The organism is Mammaliicoccus sciuri (assembly GCF_025561425.1).
GTDB lineage: Bacteria > Bacillota > Bacilli > Staphylococcales > Staphylococcaceae > Mammaliicoccus > Mammaliicoccus sciuri_A.
The window spans coordinates 619,083-643,374 of the sequence record NZ_CP094824.1; the positions used below are offsets into that span (position 1 = coordinate 619,083).

Sequence of the window (24,292 nt, forward strand, 5' to 3'; positions counted from 1 at the left end):
TAATTGGGGACCACAATTAGTTTAATCACGTTTATTGTATTACTCGCTTTAACCGGATTCTTTGTTGCGACAGAATTTGCAATTGTAAAGGTCAGGTCATCTAGAATTAACTACTTAGCAGAACAGAATTATAAGAACGCTCAACCAGCTAAAAAGGTAGTCGAACATCTTGATGAGTATTTAGCAGCATGTCAGCTAGGTATTACCATTACAGCACTTGGAATTGGTATGGTTGGCGAATCAACATTTGAGTTTATTCTGCATCCACTTTATAGTAGCTTTGGATTATCAGAAACGGTTATTCATGTCTTAACATTAGTCAGCGCATTTATTATCGCAACTTATTTACACGTTGTAGTAGGTGAAATGGCGCCAAAGACAATCGCAATTCAAAAAGCAGAACAAGTTACATTATTCTTTGCAAGACCGATCATACTGTTTTACAAATTATTATATCCTTTTATTTTTATTTTAAATGGGTCAGCAAGAATGATATTGAGCTTATTTAGTATGAAACCTGCGAAAGAGTCTGAATTATATCACTCTGAAGAAGAATTGAAAATGTTGATTAAAGAAAGTCACCAAGGTGGGAAAATTTCATCAACAGAACTAGAACATATTAATAAAGTCTTTATTTATGATGAACTTGTCGTCAAAGATTGTATGATTTCTAAAGACAATATGACAATGATTAATAGTAAGTTTAGTCAGCAAGAAGCAATACAATTTGTAAAAATGGCTATTATACGAGATACCCAGTTTATCAAGAAGATAAAACGAATGTTATTGGATATTTACATGCGAAAGATTTATTGAAAGACAACATACAAGATATAACTGAATTGATTCACGAAATCATATACGTCAAAGAGGCAGACGCCATCCAAAACGTATTAGATAAAATGAAAAAACAACGTGCACATATCGCAATTGTTCATAATGAACACGGTGAATTAGCAGGTATGATTACGATGGAAGACATACTTGAAAATATTGTCGGTAACATTGAAGATGAACACGATAAATGGACGTAAGCAGAACCTGAGCCAAACAAATGGCTCAGGTTCTTTTAGTTTGGTCTGCTTTTATCATGTGTTAAATAAAATTTTGAAAAATAAAATATATTAAATAATAAAAATATAAAAATGCATTGACATTAACGTTTGCAATACATATCATGAAATTATAAATTGCATTTTACAAAATCTTTACATTCTTTACAAAAAATAATAATAGGAGGTAAGAGTATGGCGAATTTCTTGAAGCCAGCGAAACATATAGATCCTCTACCAAGTGAGCAGGTAGATGATACATATAAGAAATTGAGACTACAAGTCTTTATAGGGATATTTCTTGGTTATGCTGGGTACTATTTATTAAGGAAAAACTTTTCACTTGCGATGCCTGCATTGATCGATGAAGGCTTTAGTAAGACGGAATTAGGGTTTGCTTTATCAGCTATTTCAATTGCTTACGGTTTTAGTAAATTTATTATGGGTACAGTGAGTGACCGGAGTAACGCAAGGATATTTTTAACATTAGGTTTAGTATTAACGGCAATCGTTAATTTATTGATGGGTTTTATACCAGTCTTAACTTCTAGTGTATTTATCATGTTTATTATGCTTTTCTTAAATGGTTGGTTCCAAGGTATGGGATGGCCACCATCTGGAAGAGTGCTTGTACATTGGTACAGCGTTAGTGAACGTGGCGGTAAGACAGCTATTTGGAATGTCGCGCATAATGTTGGTGGCGGTTTGATGGCACCGTTAGCTTTATTAGGTATTTCAATTACGGGAACATTATCATTTGGTTATTTAAAAGGATTTGAAGGTGCATTTATATATCCAGCTATTATCGCGTTAATTATTGCGATTATTTCATATGTTCTAATTAGGGATACACCACAATCTATGGGATTACCACCGATTGAAGAATATCGAAATGATTACCCTAATAAAGAGCAGAAAACGTTAGAAGTAGAGCTTTCAACAAAAGATATTCTCTTTAAATATGTATTGAATAACAAATGGGTTTGGATGATTGCTATTGCAAATATCTTTGTTTATTTTGTTAGATATGGTGTGTTAGACTGGGCACCAACATATTTAAGTGAAGAAAAAGGTTTCGACTTAAATGCATCAGGTTGGGCATACTTCTTATATGAATGGGCAGGTATTCCAGGAACATTATTATGTGGTTATATTTCAGATAAAGTGTTCAAAGGTAAAAGGGGACCAGCAGGATTTATATTCATGTTAGGCGTAACAATCGCTGTCATTGTTTATTGGTTAAATCCAGCAGGAAACCCATTAGTAGATAATATCGCATTAGTCGCGATAGGCTTCCTAATATACGGACCAGTTATGTTGATTGGTTTACAAGCATTAGATTATGTACCTAAAAAAGCAGCAGGTACTGCAGCAGGATTAACAGGGCTGTTTGGTTATTTAGGTGGAGCTGTAATGGCTAATATCATTATGGGATTAACTGTTGATAAATTAGGATGGGATTCAGGATTCTTATTATTAACAATCATTAGTGTATTAGCAATGTTAAGTTTCATCTTAACTTGGAACAAACGTGGACAAGAAGTTGTAAAATCATAATTATATAAAGTGAAAAGAGACTAGGGTATTTTGCCTTAGTCTCTTTTTGCATTTAATGATAAACGTTCGCGAAATTCGATGACACTATTCAATAAATTCTCACTTAATAAATTGTATGATTCTTTCAAAATATTAAAACATTTACCTTAATCTGATTTTCTTCAATTTATATATTTACTGATTTAAGTTTTAGAATTATAATAACTTCATTATAATTCAATATTTTTACATTAGTAATTTGATGTTTACTTTTGGGATTTGGATTAAATTTATTAAGATATCAAAGAATTAGGAGATTTGTTGTGAGAAATATATATGAAATCAAATACCTAAAATATTCTGCTACTAAATATCGCAATCATATAGGTATTTCATTTTTTGTAGTATTAAAGGGTCGTGTTATGGTCACGATCAAAGCGCATAGTAAAGAATATAAAGAAGGGGAAACGTTTGTTGTTAAACATAATGAGTGGTATAAACTCGATGTGTCAGATGGGAATATCGTTGTACAAATTCATCTTTATGAGTCAATCATAACAACGATGATACCAGAGTTGCTTTCATATCATCAGCATGTGGGTGTGCAATCAAAGTTAGTCCCTTTGCGAGACCATTTAATTTGCCTGTGTGATTTATATTTAATACAAGAAAACAATCGTAATTTAAAAATAATGAAGCAACTTATTACGATATTAGAATTTTATAGAGAACGATTGACGGTTTATTCAAAAGAATGTCAAATTGTTAATAGCCATATGAACCCGATAATTGATGAAATTAAAGATTATATTTATGAGCATTATAATGAACGTATAACGATCAATACATTCACCGATAAATATCATATTTCTGAATCGTATTTTTCGAAATTATTTAAAGAACAAATGGGTGTGAACTTTAAAGATTATTTAACTGATATCAGATTGTTAAACAGCACGTATGATTTAATTCATACACAAGAAAAAGTAATCGACATTTCTGAAAAACATGGCTTTTATAATGTATCATCTTATATTTATTCCTTTAAATTGTATTATGGTGTCACGCCGAAAAAGTATCGTGATATGACACAACGTAAACACGTACAAATTGAACGACAAAGCTTTTTTAATGAAGTAGATCGTGAGCGAGATTTATCAGATGAGGAAGTTAAATATTATTTAAAAAAGTTTCAAGAGGATTATTCAAGTATGATATGTACATAAAACTTTCGTATTTTTAACAAAATAAAACCTCCCAATCTCTTAAAAGGTTAAACAGATTGGAAGGTAAATGTTTCGTATTATGATTGTGCGATATATTTTTTAATAACTTCTTTGTTCTTTTCTTTGAAGACGTCGTTGTGGCTCGATACACGACCACCTGCTTGTGCTTCAGGGTCGATATAGCTTTTAGCTAAGTTTGCAGCATTTGCAGCATCATTGAAACAAGAAGCAATCAAATGAACTTTTGCATCATGTATAATGATATCCCCAGCACCGAATATGCCAGGAACTGAAGTTTGAGCATTTCCTAAACCTTCAATAAAGAATTCATTCACTAAATTAACTTTCGTTTGTGCGTTATGAAGTAATTCTGATTCACGATCAAAACCATGACTAATGATAACTTCATCAACAGGTACAATTTCTTGTTCATGTGTATCAACATGTTCTAAAACAACTTCTGTGATAACTGGTTTATCATGGTCACTGTTAAGCTGTTTAATAACCATACTTGGTTTCCTAGAGATATCAAGTTTATCTAATAATTGTTTCATATGCTCATGGCCAGAAATTTCTTCTTTTCTGTAGCAAAGCGTAACACTTTTCGCATATTCTGATAAATCACAAGCCCAGTCTAATGCAGAGTTACCCGCACCCGAAATTAATATGTGTTTGTCTTTAAACTTCTGAATTGACTGTACAACATAATTTAAATTAGATAATTCAAAACGCTCAGCACCTTCAATATCTAAAGTTAATGGTTTAATAATGCCACTACCAACAGCAATAATGACAGATTTTGAATGATACTCATGACCTTTTTCTGTATATATAATAAAATGTTGTTCTTCAACTTTTTTAATATCAATAACTTTTTGTTCTAAGCACACTTCTGGACCGAAATGTAAGCCTTGTTGAACTAAATCTTGAATAACTTCATAACAAGGTTTTGGCGCAAGTGCCCCTATATCCCAAATGACTTTTTCAGGGTAGATGTGCATTTTACCGCCTAATTTATTTTGGAAATCAACTATTCTAACACTCATTCCTCTTAACCCGGAATAGAAACTCGCAAATAATCCCGCTGGACCCCCGCCGATAATCGTAACGTCTGTAATATTCATCAGTCATGATTCCTCCTAATTATTTCAACTTACGATTATTATCCTATATTTGCAAATGATAATCAATATCAGTGACGGGATTGTCATATTTTTTTAATTAAATACATATGTAGAATATTTTTAGATGAATAAAAATTGGGGGAGAATATTTGTGTGAGTGGGCGTGACAAGGAAGTGACTGTATTGTTGAAAAAATGGGTGGGTGTTAGGGACAGAATACCGAGAAATGTCCGTAAGAGCTGCCCGTCTAATTACCAGAATTCAGAATAATGGAAGTTAGCGGATTCTAATTACCACAATTCGAAATAATGGGAGTTACAGCGTTCTAATTACCAGAATTCGAAATAATGGAAGATACAGCGTTCTAATTACCAGAATTCCGAATAATGGAAGATACAGCGTTCTAATTACCAGAATTCCGAATAATGGTAGTTAGCCGATTCTAATTACCACAATTCGAAATAATGGAAGATACAGCGTTCTAACTACCACAATTCCGCAAAATGAAATTTAGCACACTCATACATAATGAAAGGCTGAGACAATTTTTCATGTCTCAGCCTTCTTATCATACTTATGCGATTGGGAAAAGTGATTCTATAAGTTGAATGTTCTCTTCTGTTAAGTTGACTTCTAATGTTTTTAAGTTGTCGATAACTTGTTCGCCTCGTTTAGCACCTGGTATGATCACATCTAATGATGGTTTTGTTAAATAATATGCTAACACAATATGTGCTACGTCTACGCCATGTTCTTGAGCGATTTCTCTAAGTTTGTCTACTTTTTTTAGATTTTCTTTAAAAGCTTCACCTTGGAATTCAGGTTTTTCTGCTCGTAAGTCATCAAATGTTGTATTTTCATCATATTTACCAGCTAATAATCCTGCAGCTAATGGGAAATATGGAATAAATGTAATATCATGTTCTGCTGTATATTCCAAGATTTGTTCATTCTCACGGTTTAATAAATTATATTCATGTTGAATAACATCTACATTACCATTTTTATTGGCTTCTTTAAGCTGTTCTAATGTGAAGTTAGAAACACCGATTGCTTTAATTTTTCCGGCATCTTTTAATTCTTGTAAAGCTGCAACTGCTTCGTCTTTAGGTGTTTCATCATCTGGGAAATGAATATAATATAAATCTATATAGTCAGTTTGTAATCTTTTAAGGCTGTTTTCAACTTGTTCTTTTAAAAATTCAGGGTCGTTTGATAATTTCGTATCATCTCCGTCAAAGTAGTGAGCACCTTTAGTAGCGATCACGACATCTTCGCGATTGTATTCTTTAACGACTTCTCCGACAAGTTCTTCTGATCTTCCTGGACCATAGATGAAAGCAGTATCTAATAAATTAACACCATTGTCTAGGGCAGCTCTTACAACATTTTTACCTTGTTCTTCATCAAGGTTTGGATATAAATTATGACCACCAACAGCATTTGTTCCTAAACCAATTGGATTAACTTCAATATTTGATTTACCTAATTTTACGCGTTTTGCCATTTCAATCATCCTTTTCTCATTATTTGTTTTAAATTTGAATAAGTTTGAATTAAAATTCTTCATAAGTTGCTGGATCTTGATCTTTAATACGTCCATCAGCTTTTGTTAATGCATCGATTGCGTGTAAATCTTCTGATTCTAAATAGAAATCAAACACATCTAAATTTTGTAGTTGTCTAGCATTAGATGTTGATTTTGGAATTGGGACAATACCATTTTGAACGTGCCATTTTAAAATGATTTGTGGAATTGTTTTATTATATTTTTCAGCGATTTTACCAATTTCTTTATCGTTTATAACTTCTGTAGCGCGACCTAATGGACTCCAAGCTTCTATTATAATACCTTTTTCTTGATGATATTCGAGTACATCTTTTTGGTTGAAATAAGGATGTAATTCTATTTGGTTAACTGCAGGTAGTACGCCAGTTTCTTTTTCTAATGTATCAATATGTTCTTCTAAGAAATTACAGACACCAATAGATTTAATAAGGCCAAGTTTCTGTGCATCTATGAGTGCTTTCCAAGCTTCTACATATTTGCCTTGTTTAGGGTTTGGCCAGTGAATTAAATATAAGTCAATATATTCTACACCTAATCGATAAATCGATTCTTGTATCGCAGTAATGGCTTGATCATAACTATGATAACGACCAGGTAGCTTTGATGTTACGATAATTTGATCGCGACTAACATGGCTTTCTTGTATCGCTTTACCGACAGTACCTTCATTTTCGTAATTATAGGCAGTATCCAATATGCGATATCCGTTGTTTAATGCATTTACGATTGCATGAACGCCAGATGATCCGTTTAATTTATACGTACCAAATCCTACTTGCGGTAACACTTGTCCATCATTTAAATGATAATTTTCCATGATAAAATGCCTCCTATTTAAATATAATGACTGTACACTTTTAAACTATATCATACCTTTTTATGTAGATAGGAATAATCAGCTTATAAAAATTTTTGTAAAACGTATTGAATTCATATAGTGAATGTAGTAAGATTTATCTCATTGCGCAAGATAAGTAGCTAATAGCTAGAGTCATATTATTGAGAAAAGAAGGGTTAAAATGGAGCGTGTATGTGTCATATCATTAAGCATTATAGATGCAATCATGATACTCATGTTGGTACTGTTTAATACGGCAATTATTTCTAATATATATGTATTAACAGTTTATGCTTTAATCATGGTACTGGTTTCTGGTTATATCGTATATTTAGCTATCAGTATGAAATGTGATCAATCTATTAATCAATTTGATCAATATTCTAAATAATTAAATTTAACGAGTAAAAAATATATATGATTGAAACTTCGACGAATAAGCCTTTATGGTTTGTTCGTTTTTTTATTTATATAAAAATCGTAAATAGTATGTAAAAATGTAGTAACATACTTTTACATTGCATGTTATAATAATGGTGCTTTTAATTAAACGAAAAGGGTGGACAATAAACAATGTTTTTAATCATCAACATAATTGGTTTGTTGGTATTCATTGGTGTCGCTTTTCTTTTTTCTAGAGACAAAAAGAATGTTGATTGGAAATCAGTCTTAATACTAATTGTCATTAACTTAGTATTAGCATGGTTCTTCACACAATTTTCTTTCGGAGCGAGATTCGTTAAAGGTGCGGCTGACGGCGTATCATGGCTTTTAGAATCTGCTTTTTCGGGAATTGGATTTGCATTTGGTAGCTTTACAGCACCAGGACCAGGGAAAATGGATATGGCAGTTTCAGCGTTACTACCAATTTTACTAGTTGTACCAGTATTCGATATTTTAATGTATTTAGGTATTTTACCGAAATTTATTTCAATGTTAGGTTGGGTTATTTCAAAAATAACAAGACAACCTAAATTTGAGTCATTCTTCTCAATTGAAATGATGTTCTTAGGAAATACGGAAGCTTTAGCAGTTTCATCTAAACAATTAACATCTATGAATAAAGTCAGAGTACTTACGCTTGCAATGATGTCTATGAGTTCTGTATCAGGGGCAATTGTTGGTGCGTATGTCACAATGATACCAGGAGAATATGTATTAACAGCAATACCATTAAACATCATTAATGCGATTATTGTAACAACAATTTTAAATCCATTTGATTTAGACCCAGAAGATGATGTTGTGGCTGAGATAGACGAAGGGGAAAAACAGCCATTCTTCTCATTCTTAGGGGATTCAGTTATTAATGCAGGTAAACTTGTATTAATCATTATCGCATTTGTTATCGCATTTGTTGCGATTGCAGACTTGATCAATAAATTACTAGGTATTATGGATCCAATTCCATATTTACCAAACATAAGATTAGAGTATATCCTCGGAATCTTCATGTTCCCATTTGCAATTTTACTTGGTATGCCAGTTGGAGAAGCGTGGGTAGTTGCTCAACAAATGGCACTTAAGATTGTAACAAATGAATTTGTTGTCATGAGCACGATCAGTAAAGAAGTAAGTGAATATTCAACACATAGAGCAGCAGTAATTAGTACATTCTTAGTATCATTTGCTAATTTCTCTACTATTGGTATGATAATAGGTACTTTGAAAGGTATCGTCAAAGAAGATGTATCTAATTTCGTATCTAAATACGTACCAATGATGTTGTTATCAGGTATATTAGTATCACTATTAACAGCAGCATTCGTTGGATTATTTGCTTGGTGAGTTCAATAAACACTTTTAAAGTTTAAATTTAAATTTAAAAGCAACAAGCACATTTAATGTACTTGTTGCTTTTTTTATAAAGGGGGATATATCATGCTCAAAAAAGTATTAGATATATCGAGTATTGTTTTGTGGTTAATTTCTATTATATTAATTATGATTAACTATGTCGATTTACCTGACAAAATACCGAGTCATTATAATTTTGCAGGAGATGCAGATGCATGGTCGACTAAGACTTTTATATTCTTTATGCCTGTATTAGGATTATTGATATGGCTTATGCTTCATTATTTAGTCAGTAATCCAAAGTTAGATAAATACATACATGTTCCATCACTTTATGGTCAACCAAATAAAGCCCAAATAGAAAATGCTAAATTATTAATTTACTTTATTAAATTTGAAATGATGGCATTATTTACATTTCTCGTCATTAAAGACTTGTATACGGCACTTGGCATGCCTTTTAAGTTGGGTGTATGGGAAACGATTATTATTTTAAGTGTGATAGGCGTGACGATTATCATATTTATGGCTCGAAATTATATGTTAGATAAAAATGAAAATACGAAATGAGTGAAAATATATGTCTGAATGTACTTGGCCAAGTAGTGATTTAATGAAAAAATATCACGAAGATGAATGGTGTAGAATTAATAAAAATGATGATTACATCTTTGAAATGTTATCATTAGAAGGTGCGCAAGCTGGTCTGTCATGGGAAACGGTTATTCAAAAGCGTGAAGATTATCAAGCAGCTTTTAAACAATTTAAAATTAATCAATGCGCAGCCTTAACAGATGAAGAATTAGTAAACATTAAAACTGAATATAATGTCATTAAACATTTAGGTAAGATAAAGTCCGTAAAAAGTAATGCATTATTAGTTCAAGAAATACAACAAACATATGGTAGCTTTGCAGATTTTCTATGGTCATATGTAGATGGCGAGCCGATTATAAATGAATGGCATGACATGTCAGAAGTTCCGGCAGAAACAAATCTTTCTATTAAATTAAGTAAAGACTTAAAGAAATTAGGTTTCAAATTTGTTGGACCTAAAATTATGTATTCTTTCTTGCAAAGCATCGGTATTATCGATGACCATCTCATCACCTGTCCATATCACAGTTATAATAGAAATAAAAAGGGTTAGGACAATCGTTAAAGCTTGTCCTAACCCTTTATGTTATTTCAAAATTATGCATCTTTGTCATTATTAAGATTTGTTTGAATAAATGATTCTACTGAATCTCTTAATTCGTTAAATTGCTCGGTATCCATGTTCAAATCTTTGAATGCTTTGTAAATTTCTTCTAAGATTTGACCTTGTGTTTCGACACCTGATTCAGTAAGAGAAACACGTAAGTTTCTTTCATCATTAATCGCTCTTTCACGATTAACGAATCCTTTTTCTTCAAGTTTCTTTAATAACGGTGTTAAAGTCCCAGAATCTAAGTATAGTCTGTCGCCTAAAGTTTTAATATTGATTACTTCGTTTTTATCTATAGCTACAAGAACGATATAACCTGTATATGTTAGGTTATATTTCTTCAATATCGGTGTATATTTTTTTATAAGCTCTTTTGACGCAACATATAACATGAATCCAAGTTGTTTGTTGATTGGTGGTATATCCATTTCATTATCCTCCTTACGTCAAAATTAAGCCTATTATGAAATGAAAACAAAGTCAAGCTATTTAGGAAATGTTCATAAAATAGAAAAAATTATCGCGCTCAATTCAGTTTTGGAAAATCTCAGTTATAATATAAATATAAATTAGAATTTTTTTGAAGGAAAGTTAAATTGTAATGTTATTTTTGATATTCTATTATAGATATAAAGATAAAGTGAGGTGTGTAGTATATGAATCAACAACGTTATCCTAAATCTTTAGTTCAAGAAATTGTGATGAATGCCGGTTTAGTCTTGTTAGAAGCGGGATCGGAGGCTTTTCGAGTTGAAGATACGATGTATAGAATGGCTAAACGATTAGGGTATCCGAATAATCAATGTTATGTCAGTTCAACGATTATAAATTTCGCTTTAGATATTGATGATAATATTAGAGTTTATAGAGTTAGTAAACGAGATACTAATTTAGGTAATATCCACCGAGTAAATAATATTTCTAGAATGTTAGATAAAGGGCAAATATCTGCTGAAGAAGCATTGAAACGTATTCGTACTATACATAAATCCCCATTACCATACTCGTTACCGTTTAAAATGATTGCTGCAGGTTTTATTTCAATTTTCTTCCTATATTTATTTAGTGGACATAAAGAATATATCATCGCTACATTTATTGGCGGTGCAATAGGTTATTCTATAGTAGAAATCCTACATTCATGGACACGTGTTAAATTTATAGCAGAAATTATAGCGGCAAGTGTCATCGCTTTAATCGCCATTTATAATCAAATGTTATTTGGAGGAGAAGCTTTAAATATTGCGATTATATCTGCAGTCATGCCGATCGTGCCAGGTGTACTTATAACGAATGCGATTCAAGATTTATTTTTAGGACAATTATTAGTTGGTATATCTAAAGGATTAGAAGCAACTTTTACTTCTATTGCCATTGGTGTAGGTGTAGGTATCGTGTTGTTAATATTCTCATAAGAGGTGAATTATGGTTATTACGATAATATTAAAGATTGTATTTAGTTTTGGTACGGCTTTCTTTTTTGCTTTATTATTTAATTCACCTAAATATTTATTAACCCCGGCTGGTATCGTTGGTGCCATCGGGTGGATTGCTTTTCAAACGGGTATGATAGTCAATGGATCTGATGTACAATCTTCATTTATTGGCGGTTTGTTTATAGGTGTGGCAGGACATATCATGAGTAGAAAATTCTTCTCACCAGTTATTCTCTTTATTATTCCTGGTATCATACCGCTTGTACCTGGTGGCACAGCCTATGAAGCGATTAAAAATTTAATATTAAATGATTATCATGAAGCATTAATTACGATGATAAAAGTTGCGCTTATCTCAAGTTCAATAGCACTTGGGTTGCTCATAGCAGATTTATTATCGAAAGTTTACTATACATTTAAGAAACATCGACAATTAAATAAAGTTAAATAAAAAGGTTATCACGCATGTATTGTCATTAATAAGCGTCATAACCTTTTATTTTTATTCGTAAATATATTTAAGGACTTCTAATGCTTGGTCTACTGTTTCAACAGTGACATTCGCTTTGTTAGATAACTCTTTAAGCGGGTGAATTAAGTCAGTTGGTCGTATAAGTATTAACGGCTTGTTTAAAGCAATCGCTGTAGAAGCATCCATTGCTGTATTCCATTGTTTATATTTTTCACCAAATAATGCAATGACAACATCTGCTTTATTCATTAACACTTGCGCACGAAAATTATTAATATCAGAAGCAGCATGATCTTTATAATAATTATTAGGTTGTTCACCTAAAATAGATTCGCCAATATTATCAGAACGATCATGGTTAGTTTGTGGACCAACAAACGTTAGTGGTAAATTATGCTGTTCAGCCTTCTGAGTGATTTCTTCTCTCCAATTATCATGAATTTGTCCTGCTAAATAAATTGTTAAATTTGTCATACGAATATTCACTCCTTTTTTATTAGTTTAACATATTTAAAACAATCGCTTTCTTTGATATGATTAGAAAAATATAAATAAAAAAGTATGGAAGAAGGCTTTCAATATGCATACAATCGAAATAACAGCTATTCAAGAAAATGAAATAGAAGCTTTATCAACAATATGTAGAACGACTTTTAAAGACATATTTATAGACGACATACCACAAGAAGATATGGATCAATATTTTGAAGAAGCATATAATCATGAAATACTTTTAAGCGAACTACAAAATAAAGAATCATGGTACTTCTTTGCCAAAATCAATCAAGAAATAGCAGGGTACATGAAGCTCAACATTGGATCTGCGCAAACAGAACCAATGGGAGATGACTATTTAGAAGTACAACGTTTATACATATATAAGCAATTTCAGTCAAAAGGAATCGGCAGTGAACTCATGAAAAAAGCCTTTGAAATTGCTAAAGAACAACACAAATCAAAACTATGGCTTGGCGTATGGGAACATAATCACCAAGCACTGAACTTCTATACTAAACATGGGTATAAAATAGTAGGTTCTCATCAATTCGTAGCTGGTAATGACATATCAACCGACTATATCGTTGAGACAGAAATATAATGATGAAAATAATACTTAAAAAAGAGACCTAATTTCAGGTCTCTTTTTTAAGTAACTATGAATCATTTTATAAATTCTACATAAAATCTGAAAAGTAATCTCTATATTTAAAGTTAACATATGATCCGATTATAAAAGTGATTAAGAGAAAAGCAAAGTTATATATCACTAAATCCCAATTATTAATAAAGAACCATTCTTTATATAGAATCGCTGAACGGTATCCCTCAGCCAGAAAATAAATGGGGTTATATTTGATGATATTTATGACAATTTTATTATCTGGTAGATAAAGAATAGACGATACAAAAAATAACATTCTCATTAATGCTTGTATAATCATTTGAGTGTCTCTTATTATCACATTTAAAGTCGATGTAAATATAGCTATAGATATCGAGAGTAAAAGTGCATATGGAATAAATATTAATAATTGTATTAAATATATAGATGGTGTAAATCCAGCAATAAAGCATATTAAAGTTATAATGCCCAATAGCACTAAATGACTATAAAATTTACTCACTACGATATAACTAGGTAAGATTGAAATTGGAAAGTTCATTTTTGCTACTTGATAATATTTCATAGTAATAGACCTAGTTCCATCTAGAATCCCCTGATTAATAAAAAACCACATACTTATTCCAACTATTAACCAATAAATAAAGGGAATACCTTCTATTTGCTGATTGTTTTTAAATCCAAGGCCAAAAATAAACCAGTATATTGCAATTTGGATCATAGGGTTTATTAACTCCCATGCCGTACCTAAATAGTTATTCGTATTTGCAATTCTAATTTCAAAATTAGCTAACCTTTTAATTAAATAAATATTTTTAACCTGTTCTTTTAAAATGAATACAAAAGATGACATACACGTGCGCCTACTTTATTTAATATTTATTATGTTTACATAATTTAACCATAATTCCATTTATTTGTAAATATTGTTTTGAAGTAGTCGATCTTTGTTGTAAAATTAACTTAAACGTAGTGAATCATAGGCAGAAAAATATATTATGTAAATCACTGCACCTTAGACAAAGGATCTTAATAATGTTGTATTTAGAAGTGATTGCATTGCTATACTTAATAATTATTTTATACATTATAGGATATACTGCTTTTGAAACATGGGTACAGGTAAATGGATTAAAGAGGTATAATAGAAAAGTTTCCAAAAAGCTATTTAGAACTATATTAGTAACAAATTTAGCGTTCGCGATAATATTAATCATCTTCTATATCTGTTTTCCTTAATAAAGATATAGAGGCATTTGAAGATGTTTGGAATCATGTAGAATATTTTATCTTCATTATTTACTCATATTGAAATGAAAGAAGTGATTATTGTTAGGAGGGGTATTTATGATTAAAATGCTCTTTGTATTTTCAATTGTTTTTGTGATTTATTATTTGTTTTGGAAATTATACATTATCTGCGCAAAGTTTTTGAAACAACAAAGAAGAACAAAAAATAACTACATAGTTAAACATATATTACTTTCATCTGGAGAAAGACTTAGTCACGTTGATTTAATAGTCGTACTGTTGTTAACTTTCTTAAGTTGTAGATAGACCATATTAAGATACTAATGCTATATTTGATGATGAATAAACAATAATCAAAAGTGTGATATTAGAGTGAAATATAATTCTATAGAAGGTGCAGGTATTGATGAAATTCAACAAAATAGCCAGTGTCGAAAATAACTCAATTATTAGGGATTTATTTCAAAATATATTGAACATAGAAAGTATAAAAGATGTTGAAGAGTATTACAGTATAACTGAAAATGAACTGTATTCTGTTAGTAATAATGAACGTATAGTAGGACTAGTGGGGTTAATCAGTACTGAACAAGAAGTTGTGATTAAACATATCGCTATTCAAAGTCACATACAGAATAAAGGGCTAGGAACTGAGATTATAAATAAAATACATCAATTATTCCCTAAACAGAAGTTAGTAGCTAAAACAGATAATGACGCAGTAGGTTTTTATACTAAACTAGGATTTAAAATTATTTCTTTAGGGGAGAAATATCCAGGAGTTATTAGATATAAGTGTATCAAAGAGTTCTGAAAGATATAAAAATAAGGTGATTAATGTATATTTTAAACATGACATGACATGTAATAGGTGGTATAATGTTACTAACGAAAGCAATTGTTGTGACTCAACACCAAACCCCCTCACTAGTGCAATAGTGAGGGGGTTTTATTAATGGTGTCGGCTAAATGTCGCCTTTTATTTTTTCTTACGATTCTCTAACCAATGAGAAAAGTAAGCTATTGCACATCCACAAATAATGGGTGCAATGATATTGATGAAAGCAATTGTCATGCACAACACCTCCTCTCTATGTAGTATTACGCCACAGAGCTAGGCGACTATATAATTATAGCATCATATCGAAGAATTAAAAACTTTTATTATAAAATTGTATTTAATTCAATTTTGCACATAATTTTTTTGTAAACTGTATTTTGCTTTTGAATTTTTACTTAAATAGCACTTTTGACAATACCGATTTTCATTATATGTAATAAGAAAATAAAGTGTCTAACATTTTGGTGAATTGACTTAGACAAAAAAATATAAAAGTAGAAGTTTCAAAATGCTTTATCGAAATATTACTAACAAATTTTGTGTTCGCGTTAATATTAATCATTTTCTATATCTGTTTTCCTTAATAAAGATATAGATGCAAACGAAGATATTTGAAATCATATGTATTGAATTGGAAAAATTATGTTAATTTTACAGATGACATGACATGTAATAGGTGGTATAATGTTATTAACAAAAGTAGTTGTTGTAACTCAACACCAAACCCCCTCACTATGCCAGTAGTGAGGGGGTTTTATTAGTGGTGTCGGCTAAATGTCGCCTTTTATTTTTTCTTACGATTCTCTAACCAATGAGAATAGTAAGCTATTGCACATCCACATATAATGGGTGCAATGATATTGACAAAAGCAGTTGTCATTCTCAATACCTCCTCTCTATGTAGAATTACGCCATAGAGATAGGCGACGATATAATTATACCATTATTTTGGACAACTAAAAACTTTTAATATAAAATTGTGTTTAATTTAATATTTGTGCCAAAATTTTTTGTAAACTGCATTTTGTTTTTGAATTTTTACTTAAATACCACTTTTGACAATACCGATTTTCATTATTTGTAGTTAAGGATATAATGTATCTAACACTAGAAAAGGGTGAACTTATGATTATCTGGTTAAATGGTGCATATGGTTCTGGAAAAACGACTGTGGCTTTTGAATTGAATAAGAGATTATCTAAATCTTTTGTTTATGATCCTGAAAATTTAGGTTTCTTTATACGTCATAATATACCTAAGAATTTACATAAAGATAATTTTCAAGACCATGATCAATGGAGATACTTTAACTATGATTTATTAAAGTATATAGCGGAATCATATGACGGTATAATCATTGTACCTATGACGATCATTAATATTGAGTACTACCAAGAAATTATTGAACGCTTAAAACAAGATGGGGTTCGATTAGATCATTATATATTGTATGCAAATAAGAAAACTTTAAATAGACGTTTGAATAAAAGATTGGAATTGGGAGAAACTTTTGCTCGTGTTCAAATGGACGACTGTATTGAGTTTTTTGATAATGTTGTTACAGAATATAAAATATACACAGATCAGTTAAATGTTGATCAAGTTGTAAATGAAATCGCTCAAAAAAGTCAATTAAAGTTATTACAAAATAGAAGTTGGCTAAAGAGAAAACTTGATAGAATTTTAACGACATTTAAGCATATTAGATGAAAAAATGTTATATTTTTAGACAAAACCCCCTCACTATGTGGAGTAGTGAGGGGGTTTTTGATTTATCCGATAAAGCTTTGTATAGCATCTATTAAACTGTAAACACCTAAAAATGATACGACGAGTACGACAAATAGTCCGATGATGTTAAGGACGATGCCGTTTGGAAATTTACCCATCATATTCTTCTTATTTAATATTACAAAGATTAATATTGCGATGAGTGGTAAAATGATGCCATTTAATGCTTGTGCAATGAGTAAGACTTCTAATGGTTCGAATCCGAGTGAAGAGGTGATGATACCTATGAAAATAACGATTGCGAACACGAGTCTATATTTTTTACTTTTCACGCCACCTTTCCAACGGAGACAGCTACTGATTGTTGCTGCAGCACCCATTGGAGAGGCAATTGCTGAAGATAAACCAGCTGAGAATAAGCCAACACTCATGAAAATAGGCGCAAAGTCACCTAAAATTGGCTTAAGTGGTTCAGATAATTCGACTAAACTTGAGACTTCTTTCCCATGGATGAGTGTGCCTGCAGTAATCAGTATGGCAGCAGAAATCAGTCCACCTAATCCTATCGCAACAATTGTATCGATTCTTACAATTCTTAAATCTTTTATACCATTAAATCGTTCATGTATAGAACTGGCATGGATAAAGAAATTATAAGGTACTACTGTTGTACCAATTAGTGCGATGATGGTTAATAATGAGCCGTTAGGTATGCTTGGTATGAAGGCACCTTTTAAGACAGCACCGAAATCTGGTTGAATAACGATTACTGTTGTTATAAAAATGACACCCATAATGAGCACGAGTACGGTCATAACTTTTTCTATTAAATCATAACTACAGCTTAACCCGATTAACAAAATAACGATACCAATGACAGGTGCAATATAATTTTCAGGAATGCCTAGTAAATAGGCAGCACCTAACGATGTCCCTAATAAATCCCCCGATATGTATGCCGCACAACCAACTGCGACAGCAATCATACTGAACCAAACTGTGATGAGTTTAAGTAATTGGTGATTAAAAATATCCCGTATAGCTTCTCCTAAACCTTCATTTGTAACAAACGCCAATCGAGCAACCATTTCTTGAAGTGCAATCGTTGCGATGATTGAGAAGACTACTGCCCAAAGTAAGCTGTATCCAAATCCTGCACCACCTTGAGTCATGGTTGTAACGGTACCAGGCCTAACAAATGATGCAGTAATAATCATTCCGGGACCAAAAATACTAAACTTACTTCTTTCTCTCTTTTCAGTCATATCTTGTCATCCCTTCGTTAGTAAGGCATTAAACTTTGTTTAAGTACTTAATATGGCCAGCTAATACATAAAGTACAGCAGTTGATACAAAGTGAGCAGAGTTCTGATTCGCATCTTGCATTGGATAAACTTCAACAAAGTCCATACCAATAAGACCTAACTTTCCAAATTCGTAAATCATTGTTAATAGTTCATAACTTGTTAAACCATTACCATCAACAGGTCCACCTGGATTAAAAGCGAAATCAAGTACATCACTACAAATCGTTAAGTAAACGACATCAACATCTTTACTTGCTTGTGCATAAATATCACGCGCAAACTAACGTAAATCAGATGTTTCTTTAATTTCATTAATTGTGATAGTAACCGCACCATTTTCTTTAGCAAATTGTCCCGTTTCAGGCTGGTTACGAGGTCCATGAATACCAGTATGAATTAAGCTTTCGTTTCTAATGCCTTCTGTTTCGTACAACCTCATGAAAGGTGTATTACGCGCAAATTGTTCATTTTCATAGTGAGGCATATTATCATAATGCGCATCTAAATGAATAATGCCTACTTTTTTCCCGGTGTTCGTTAATCCTTTTAAAATTGGATAGGTGATACCGTGGTCGCCACCTAAGCCAACTAAAAATTTATTAGATTTCCATAAATCTTCAGCAAATACTTCAATGTTCTGAACCGTTTGATCAACATCATGCGGTACAGTTGAAACATCACCTACATCGCCGATTGATAAATGTTTATGTACATCTATGTGATCTAATTCAGGTAAATATCCGCTATATCTAGCAGAAGATAATCTAATTTGTTTCGGCCCTAATTCACACCCTGTATAATCTCCCCAAGTGCAAGGTCCTTCGAAAGGGACGCCATATACGAGAACGTCTGTGGAATAATCTTTTTCTTTTGTTAAGTTTTTACCACCTAAAAAGCAAGGTGTATTGCCATAAATTCGTTCTGTCATTGTAAAAGTTCTCCTTTCGATCATTTATTCACATTATATAAAAGTAATCATTCGTTTTCAAACTTTTCTGAATATTATTTTTGAAAAAGGGAATATTAATTTTAATATATTAATTATATTTTACTTAAAATGATTGGAGGGATTTATAATCATGATATATAAATGTGTATGGATGATTACTGCTATATTGCTCTTAACAGGATGTAGTCTCACAATAGGAAATCCTCAAAATCACAATCAAAAAACCTACGAAATCCAATAATAAACAGCAGAAAAGTAAAAAAGAAATGCCAAAAATTAATGTTTTATCACAGGATTTTTCTGATCGTTATATGGAAGAAAGGTGATGTGTTTGGATTTTCATATTCAAGTAAAGATGGCAAACTACTAGGATCATACTATGTTAGTGAAGGAGGTTATGTTGAAACATTTAATGAAAATGGCAAAAAAATTAGAGATGGTTATATTAATTTAAATCAGTAAAATTACATTCGTAGCGTTGACAATTTTAATGGAACCGCTTACAATCATATCATGTTAATATATTTTTTGAATCTTTTTGGTACCGGTACCAAAAAGGGCGGTATAAATAAGGAGTGAAATGAATGAATTATAAAAAGGAAGCTCAGAATATTACTGAAGCAATAGGTGGGAAAGATAATATTGAAGCTATTGCGCATTGTGCCACACGTTTAAGACTTGTATTAAAAGACGAGTCTCAAGTAAATGAAGATCAATTAAATGATATGGATGTTGTTAAGGGGACTTTTTCAACGGGCGGTCAATACCAAATTATTATAGGTTCTGGAACGGTAAATAAAGTCTTTGCGGAAATGGAATCTTTAACAGGGTTAGAGGCATCTACGACATCAGAAGTAAAAGAAAAATCGACTAAGAAATTAAATCCGATTCAGCAATTTGTAAAAATGTTATCAGATATATTTGTTCCTATTATTCCTGCAATTGTAGCAGGTGGTTTATTAATGGGGATTAATAATATTTTGACAGCTAAAGATTTATTTTATGATAAAGCGTCATTTATTGATGTACATAGTCAATTTGCAAGTCTAGCTAATATGATTAATGTTTTCGCTAATGCACCATTCGTATTTCTACCAGTTCTAATAGGGTTTAGTGCAGCGAAGCGGTTTGGAAGAAATGCATTTCTCGGTGCAGCACTTGGTATGATACTTGTACATCCTAGTTTAATGAATGGTTATGATTATCCTAAAGCTTTAGTAAAAGGCGACGAAATCCCAACATGGGAAATATTTGGACTTTCAATCAAAATGGTTGGTTATCAAGGGCAAGTGTTACCTATATTAGTCGCATCTTACATACTTGCTAAGTTAGAAATTGGATTTAGAAAAGTGATTCCTTCTACTTTAGATAATTTATTAACACCATTACTGTCATTATTCTTTACAGCATTTGTTACATTTTTAGTCGTTGGACCAGTTACACGAACTGCAGGGACATTCTTATCTGACGGTTTAACTTGGTTATATGAAACGGGTGGCGCAATCGGTGGATTATTATTTGGATTATTATATGCACCGATTGTTATTACTGGTATGCATCATAGCTTTATCGCTATAGAAACAACATTGATTGCAGATAAAGCAAATACAGGCGGATCATTTATATTCCCAATTGCAGCAATGTCAAACGTAGCACAAGGGGCAGCAACACTCGCAGCATTCTTTATTGTGAAGAATCATAAAATGAAAGGTACTGCTTCAGCAGCAGGTATTTCTGCATTGTTAGGTATTACAGAGCCTGCTATGTTTGGTATAAACTTAAAGTTACGTTATCCATTTATCGGTGCGATTATAGGGTCAGGTGTAGGTTCTTGTTATGTAGCTGCAACAAAAGTAAAAGCTATTGCACTCGGTACAGCCGGATTACCAGGATTTATTTCTATAGCTCCAGGTAGTTGGTTTAACTATATTATCGGTATGGTGATAGCAATTGTTGTCGCATTCGTTGTTACAATTGTATTATCTAGAAGAAAAGCATATAGAGATGTGCAATCATAATATTTGTTACGACCTCTCATTATTTCGTACAATAGAAGTAGTTATTAAATGGAGGTATTGAACATGAAATTAAATGAAATTGAATTATATCCTACAGAAAAAGTTGGTCCAAGTGTATTAGGAACAATTATTTATAAAGTAGGCGAACAAAGCCAATTTAAAGGGGCATATATTACAACAAACGAACGTGTTATTATGAGCGTTGATATGAACGGTGAACCTTATAAAAGAGTATTTAGTTATCAAGATATCAAAGCCGTTACAATAGAAGATAAAGGTGTATTATTTATTGAATTCCCTCAAGGAAAAGTTGCAATGATTGATATTGAAGAAGGCGACAAAGAAGCATTCAAAGATTACGTTAACAATCTTGTTCAACAATAAATAACATCGTTAAAAACCTTTCAATGAAGACCATAACTGGTCTAAATTGAAAGGTTTTTTATATGCAAATGATGAAATTAATTAACCGTTATTCATGCTAATTATATTGATTTCGTTAAATATTTTATCAAGCTTTTTAAAGTCTATATCACCATCTGCTAATTCAGACCAATGTATAATTGCCGCTAAATTAGATCCATAAATAAATGGAAGTAAAGATTGTGGTATGTGGGTTGGAGTCGTAACTTTATCAATATTATTTTTGAAATCTTTACTAAATACTTCAATGAAGTGTTTAAGAATTTCATCCATAAATGCAGTATCACTATTATCTTTTTGCTTTTCAAATACGTCGCCTAGCTCACTGATAAATGCCTTTTCCATCGATTGAAACGGATGATGTAGACGGTCGTATAAATCTAATTCAAAGAAATCTTTCGTATATTCGCTTAATGCATATTGTAAGAGATCAAACTTATCCATAAAATGCTTGTAAAATGTTGTTCTATGTATAAGAGAAGCATGACAAATTTCATTTACAGTAATTTCTGAGAAATTTTTCTCTTTAAGAATCGAGATTAATGTTTCAGTGAGTGCTTTTTTAGTTTTAATCACACGTAAATCCGTTTGTTTAGTCAAAATAAATTCCACTCCTTTAATATACAGTGTATGCATAAAACTTATGAAATGCAAATAGGGAGGTTGTGAATTACAGTTGATATGAGTTTTGTATGGGAGCGTGTCGTTATTAGCAGTTTTGGAGAGAAGTGCAAATACTGAGGTCGTTATTAGCAGTTTTGTTGAGAAGTGCAAGTACTGGGGTAGTTATTAGCAGTTTTGATGAGAAGTGCAAATATTGAGTGCGTTATTAGCAGTTTTGGAGAGAAGTGCAAATACTGAGGTTGTTATTAGCAGTTTTGATGAGAAGTGCAAATATTGAGTGCGTTATTAGCAGTTTTGGAGAGAAGTGCAAATACTGAGGTAGTTATTAGCAGATTTGTTGAGAAGTGCAAATACTGGGGTAGTTATTAGCAGTTTTGTTGAGAAGTGCAAATACTGAGGTCGTTATTAGCAGTTTTGATGAGAAGTGCAAATACCGAGTGTGTTAGTAACAGTTCAGCGGAGTTTTGTAACTAACAACTCCGTTATGAACAAGTTTGGTCGAAAGTGTTCACAAGGCCCTCGTTATGAACAAGTTTAGCCAGAAGTGTTCGCAACAGCCCCATATATATACAAGAGACTGGGACATAATGTAATGTCTCAGTCTCTTGTAGTATCTTGGCAGTAGATGACTGAATTGAAATGCGCTTGTACCAAGCTTTTTCAACTCTAGTCATCCTTGCCGGGGCGGGACTACGAAATCTTTTTTATAAATTAGATTTCTGTCCCGCTCCCTGCTTTATTATTTAGTTAACATATCTTTGAAGTATTTAGATTGTTTTTCGATTGAAATTGGATCTGAATACATAAATTCATTTCTTGGATAGTAGTACACGTGATTTTCTTTAACTGCTGGTGTGTTTTTCCAAATGCTACCTTTAGTTAATGAAGAATTTGGTGCTTTTCCATTTTCAGTTGGGATTAATAAATAATCACCAGTGTATTTATTAAAGTTTTCGAATGAAGTTGTTAACCAACCTTCTTTAGGGATGTCTTTTTGTGCTGCTTCTGGATGTTTGAATCCAAATCCTTGATAAATGACTTCTGAACCTCTACCAAAGTTCTTACCGATTAATGTAAGTTCTTTAGGTCCAACTTCCATGATAGAAACTGTGCTGTCTTTGCCAATTTTATCTTGAACTTCTTTCGCGTCTTTAGCCATGATATCTTCTAATTCTTTAACTTGTTCTTTAGCTTTATCTTCTTTACCTAATAATTTCCCGATTTCAATGTGTACCTCTTTAAAAGTACGTTTACTGTGGTCGAATGGTACAGTAGGTGCTATTTTTTCATATTTTTTAATTTGTGGGTTAGCATTATAAGTAATGATTAAATCTGGTTTAAGCTTTGTAACAGCTTCAATATCTTCAGAACCAACACGTTTCCCGTCTTTATCGTCAACATATTTTGATTTAGGGAAATCAGCATCTGTTCCGACTGGATCAACTCCAAGTTTTTGGAAGTTACCTTGGTTAGTTGTTAATACGACTACACGTTTTGGATTGTTAGGAATCTCAATTGTTTTACCTTCATCTGTTTTATATTTGTGAGTTTTGCTTTTAGATGAGTCATCATCTTTGTTGCCACAAGCTGCTAATATAAGTAACAATGTAGCGAGGAATACAAGTAATTTTTTTGTCATTTTTCTCTCTCCTAATTGATAATTACTTTCAATTATATCATGTTAATTTGTTAAATAGTATCCATTTTTTTTAATTTTAAATTTGTGTATTAATTGTAAATAACGGATAATAAACTGTAACGATGGAG

Annotated in this window: 26 protein-coding genes and 2 pseudogenes; 16 read left to right on the plus strand and 12 right to left on the minus strand. The window is 31.8% G+C overall.

The features are described 5' to 3' along the window. The first annotated feature begins 3 nt into the window (after nt 1-3). From MUA60_RS02975 to MUA60_RS02990, 3 genes and pseudogenes are all read left to right on the plus strand, one after another. A pseudogene (locus MUA60_RS02975) lies at nt 4-1,034 on the plus strand (hemolysin family protein). Nucleotides 1,035-1,247: 213 nt separating this feature from the next. Further along, a complete protein-coding gene (gene glpT / locus MUA60_RS02985) occupies nt 1,248-2,609 on the plus strand; it encodes a glycerol-3-phosphate transporter (RefSeq protein ID WP_262649634.1) in 1,362 nt (453 codons plus the stop codon). 302 nt (nt 2,610-2,911) lie between these two features. Beyond that, nucleotides 2,912-3,814, plus strand: a complete 903-nt coding sequence (locus MUA60_RS02990; protein ID WP_262649635.1) for a helix-turn-helix transcriptional regulator — start codon at nt 2,912-2,914, stop codon at nt 3,812-3,814. 77 nt (nt 3,815-3,891) lie between these two features. Here MUA60_RS02990 and MUA60_RS02995 read toward each other — a convergent pair whose 3' ends face one another. The 3 genes from MUA60_RS02995 to MUA60_RS03005 all read right to left on the minus strand — a co-directional run bounded on the left by MUA60_RS02995 (nt 3,892) and on the right by MUA60_RS03005 (nt 7,325). Then, nucleotides 3,892-4,932, minus strand: coding sequence for an NAD(P)/FAD-dependent oxidoreductase (locus tag MUA60_RS02995; RefSeq protein ID WP_262650572.1), 1,041 nt, complete (start codon nt 4,930-4,932; stop codon nt 3,892-3,894). Between the two features lie 580 nt (nt 4,933-5,512). Continuing rightward, a complete protein-coding gene (locus tag MUA60_RS03000) occupies nt 5,513-6,445 on the minus strand; it encodes an aldo/keto reductase (protein WP_262649637.1) in 933 nt (310 codons plus the stop codon). Nucleotides 6,446-6,494: 49 nt separating this feature from the next. After that, nucleotides 6,495-7,325: an aldo/keto reductase gene (locus tag MUA60_RS03005; protein ID WP_262649638.1), complete on the minus strand. Its 831-nt coding sequence runs from the start codon at nt 7,323-7,325 to the stop codon at nt 6,495-6,497. Nucleotides 7,326-7,527: 202 nt separating this feature from the next. Here MUA60_RS03005 and MUA60_RS03010 point away from each other — a divergent pair, with 202 nt between their 5' ends. From MUA60_RS03010 to MUA60_RS03025, 4 genes are all read left to right on the plus strand, one after another. Then, nucleotides 7,528-7,737 carry a hypothetical protein gene (locus MUA60_RS03010; RefSeq protein ID WP_048541810.1) on the plus strand — a complete coding sequence of 70 codons (210 nt, stop codon included), beginning with the start codon at nt 7,528-7,530 and terminating at the stop codon, nt 7,735-7,737. A gap of 182 nt (nt 7,738-7,919) precedes the next feature. Beyond that, nucleotides 7,920-9,134, plus strand: a complete 1,215-nt coding sequence (locus tag MUA60_RS03015) for a NupC/NupG family nucleoside CNT transporter (RefSeq protein ID WP_262649640.1) — start codon at nt 7,920-7,922, stop codon at nt 9,132-9,134. 93 nt (nt 9,135-9,227) lie between these two features. Further along, on the plus strand, nt 9,228-9,713 hold the full coding sequence (locus MUA60_RS03020) for a DUF1648 domain-containing protein (RefSeq protein WP_262649641.1): 486 nt from the start codon (nt 9,228-9,230) through the stop codon (nt 9,711-9,713). 10 nt (nt 9,714-9,723) lie between these two features. Next, nucleotides 9,724-10,293 carry a DNA-3-methyladenine glycosylase I gene (locus tag MUA60_RS03025; RefSeq protein WP_262649643.1) on the plus strand — a complete coding sequence of 190 codons (570 nt, stop codon included), beginning with the start codon at nt 9,724-9,726 and terminating at the stop codon, nt 10,291-10,293. A 44-nt stretch (nt 10,294-10,337) separates the two neighbouring features. Here the strand turns inward: MUA60_RS03025 and MUA60_RS03030 are convergent, their stop codons facing one another. Continuing rightward, nucleotides 10,338-10,778 (minus strand): MarR family winged helix-turn-helix transcriptional regulator, encoded by a 441-nt coding sequence (locus tag MUA60_RS03030; RefSeq protein ID WP_204977400.1) that lies wholly within the window; start codon nt 10,776-10,778, stop codon nt 10,338-10,340. A gap of 228 nt (nt 10,779-11,006) precedes the next feature. Here MUA60_RS03030 and MUA60_RS03035 point away from each other — a divergent pair, with 228 nt between their 5' ends. Next, nucleotides 11,007-11,765 carry a threonine/serine exporter family protein gene (locus tag MUA60_RS03035; protein ID WP_262649645.1) on the plus strand — a complete coding sequence of 253 codons (759 nt, stop codon included), beginning with the start codon at nt 11,007-11,009 and terminating at the stop codon, nt 11,763-11,765. A gap of 10 nt (nt 11,766-11,775) precedes the next feature. Next, complete coding sequence (locus MUA60_RS03040) at nt 11,776-12,237, plus strand: threonine/serine exporter family protein (RefSeq protein WP_262649647.1); 462 nt, start codon at nt 11,776-11,778, stop codon at nt 12,235-12,237. 51 nt (nt 12,238-12,288) lie between these two features. On the opposite strand, the gene MUA60_RS03045 is transcribed toward MUA60_RS03040, so the two are convergent. Further along, nucleotides 12,289-12,732, minus strand: coding sequence for a YtoQ family protein (locus tag MUA60_RS03045; protein ID WP_262649648.1), 444 nt, complete (start codon nt 12,730-12,732; stop codon nt 12,289-12,291). Nucleotides 12,733-12,838: 106 nt separating this feature from the next. Here MUA60_RS03045 and MUA60_RS03050 point away from each other — a divergent pair, with 106 nt between their 5' ends. Next, nucleotides 12,839-13,357, plus strand: coding sequence for a GNAT family N-acetyltransferase (locus MUA60_RS03050; protein WP_262649650.1), 519 nt, complete (start codon nt 12,839-12,841; stop codon nt 13,355-13,357). A 76-nt stretch (nt 13,358-13,433) separates the two neighbouring features. Here the strand turns inward: MUA60_RS03050 and MUA60_RS03055 are convergent, their stop codons facing one another. Further along, the gene (locus MUA60_RS03055; protein ID WP_204977397.1) at nt 13,434-14,234 is read right to left on the minus strand and encodes an ABC transporter permease; all 801 of its coding nucleotides are present in this window, start codon (nt 14,232-14,234) and stop codon (nt 13,434-13,436) included. A 494-nt stretch (nt 14,235-14,728) separates the two neighbouring features. Between MUA60_RS03055 and MUA60_RS03060 the strand changes: the two genes are divergently transcribed. Next, nucleotides 14,729-14,938 carry a hypothetical protein gene (locus MUA60_RS03060; RefSeq protein WP_262649651.1) on the plus strand — a complete coding sequence of 70 codons (210 nt, stop codon included), beginning with the start codon at nt 14,729-14,731 and terminating at the stop codon, nt 14,936-14,938. 100 nt (nt 14,939-15,038) lie between these two features. Continuing rightward, nucleotides 15,039-15,446, plus strand: coding sequence for a GNAT family N-acetyltransferase (locus MUA60_RS03065; RefSeq protein WP_262649652.1), 408 nt, complete (start codon nt 15,039-15,041; stop codon nt 15,444-15,446). 165 nt (nt 15,447-15,611) lie between these two features. Here MUA60_RS03065 and MUA60_RS03070 read toward each other — a convergent pair whose 3' ends face one another. Then, complete coding sequence (locus MUA60_RS03070; RefSeq protein ID WP_262649654.1) at nt 15,612-15,707, minus strand: type I toxin-antitoxin system Fst family toxin; 96 nt, start codon at nt 15,705-15,707, stop codon at nt 15,612-15,614. Between the two features lie 550 nt (nt 15,708-16,257). Continuing rightward, entirely contained in the window at nt 16,258-16,353 is a 96-nt protein-coding gene (locus tag MUA60_RS03075; protein WP_262649656.1) for a type I toxin-antitoxin system Fst family toxin, read from the minus strand. Between the two features lie 245 nt (nt 16,354-16,598). Between MUA60_RS03075 and MUA60_RS03080 the strand changes: the two genes are divergently transcribed. Continuing rightward, entirely contained in the window at nt 16,599-17,183 is a 585-nt protein-coding gene (locus MUA60_RS03080; RefSeq protein ID WP_262649657.1) for an AAA family ATPase, read from the plus strand. Nucleotides 17,184-17,245: 62 nt separating this feature from the next. On the opposite strand, the gene MUA60_RS03085 is transcribed toward MUA60_RS03080, so the two are convergent. Together MUA60_RS03085 and MUA60_RS03090 are read right to left on the minus strand one after the other, a co-directional pair. After that, on the minus strand, nt 17,246-18,469 hold the full coding sequence (locus MUA60_RS03085; protein ID WP_262649659.1) for an Nramp family divalent metal transporter: 1,224 nt from the start codon (nt 18,467-18,469) through the stop codon (nt 17,246-17,248). Nucleotides 18,470-18,497: 28 nt separating this feature from the next. Beyond that, nucleotides 18,498-19,439 (minus strand): annotated as a pseudogene (locus tag MUA60_RS03090) (agmatinase family protein). 348 nt (nt 19,440-19,787) lie between these two features. Here MUA60_RS03090 and MUA60_RS03095 point away from each other — a divergent pair. From MUA60_RS03095 to MUA60_RS03105, 3 genes are all read left to right on the plus strand, one after another. Next, nucleotides 19,788-19,922, plus strand: a complete 135-nt coding sequence (locus MUA60_RS03095) for a hypothetical protein (protein WP_262649661.1) — start codon at nt 19,788-19,790, stop codon at nt 19,920-19,922. 122 nt (nt 19,923-20,044) lie between these two features. Beyond that, nucleotides 20,045-21,478, plus strand: a complete 1,434-nt coding sequence (locus tag MUA60_RS03100; protein WP_262649662.1) for a sucrose-specific PTS transporter subunit IIBC — start codon at nt 20,045-20,047, stop codon at nt 21,476-21,478. A 63-nt stretch (nt 21,479-21,541) separates the two neighbouring features. Beyond that, complete coding sequence (locus MUA60_RS03105) at nt 21,542-21,862, plus strand: hypothetical protein (protein ID WP_262649664.1); 321 nt, start codon at nt 21,542-21,544, stop codon at nt 21,860-21,862. 81 nt (nt 21,863-21,943) lie between these two features. On the opposite strand, the gene MUA60_RS03110 is transcribed toward MUA60_RS03105, so the two are convergent. Together MUA60_RS03110 and MUA60_RS03115 are read right to left on the minus strand one after the other, a co-directional pair. Further along, nucleotides 21,944-22,501, minus strand: a complete 558-nt coding sequence (locus MUA60_RS03110; RefSeq protein WP_262649665.1) for a TetR/AcrR family transcriptional regulator — start codon at nt 22,499-22,501, stop codon at nt 21,944-21,946. Nucleotides 22,502-23,264: 763 nt separating this feature from the next. Continuing rightward, a complete protein-coding gene (locus MUA60_RS03115) occupies nt 23,265-24,164 on the minus strand; it encodes an ABC transporter substrate-binding protein (protein ID WP_262649667.1) in 900 nt (299 codons plus the stop codon). Between the last annotated feature and the right edge of the window lie 128 nt (nt 24,165-24,292).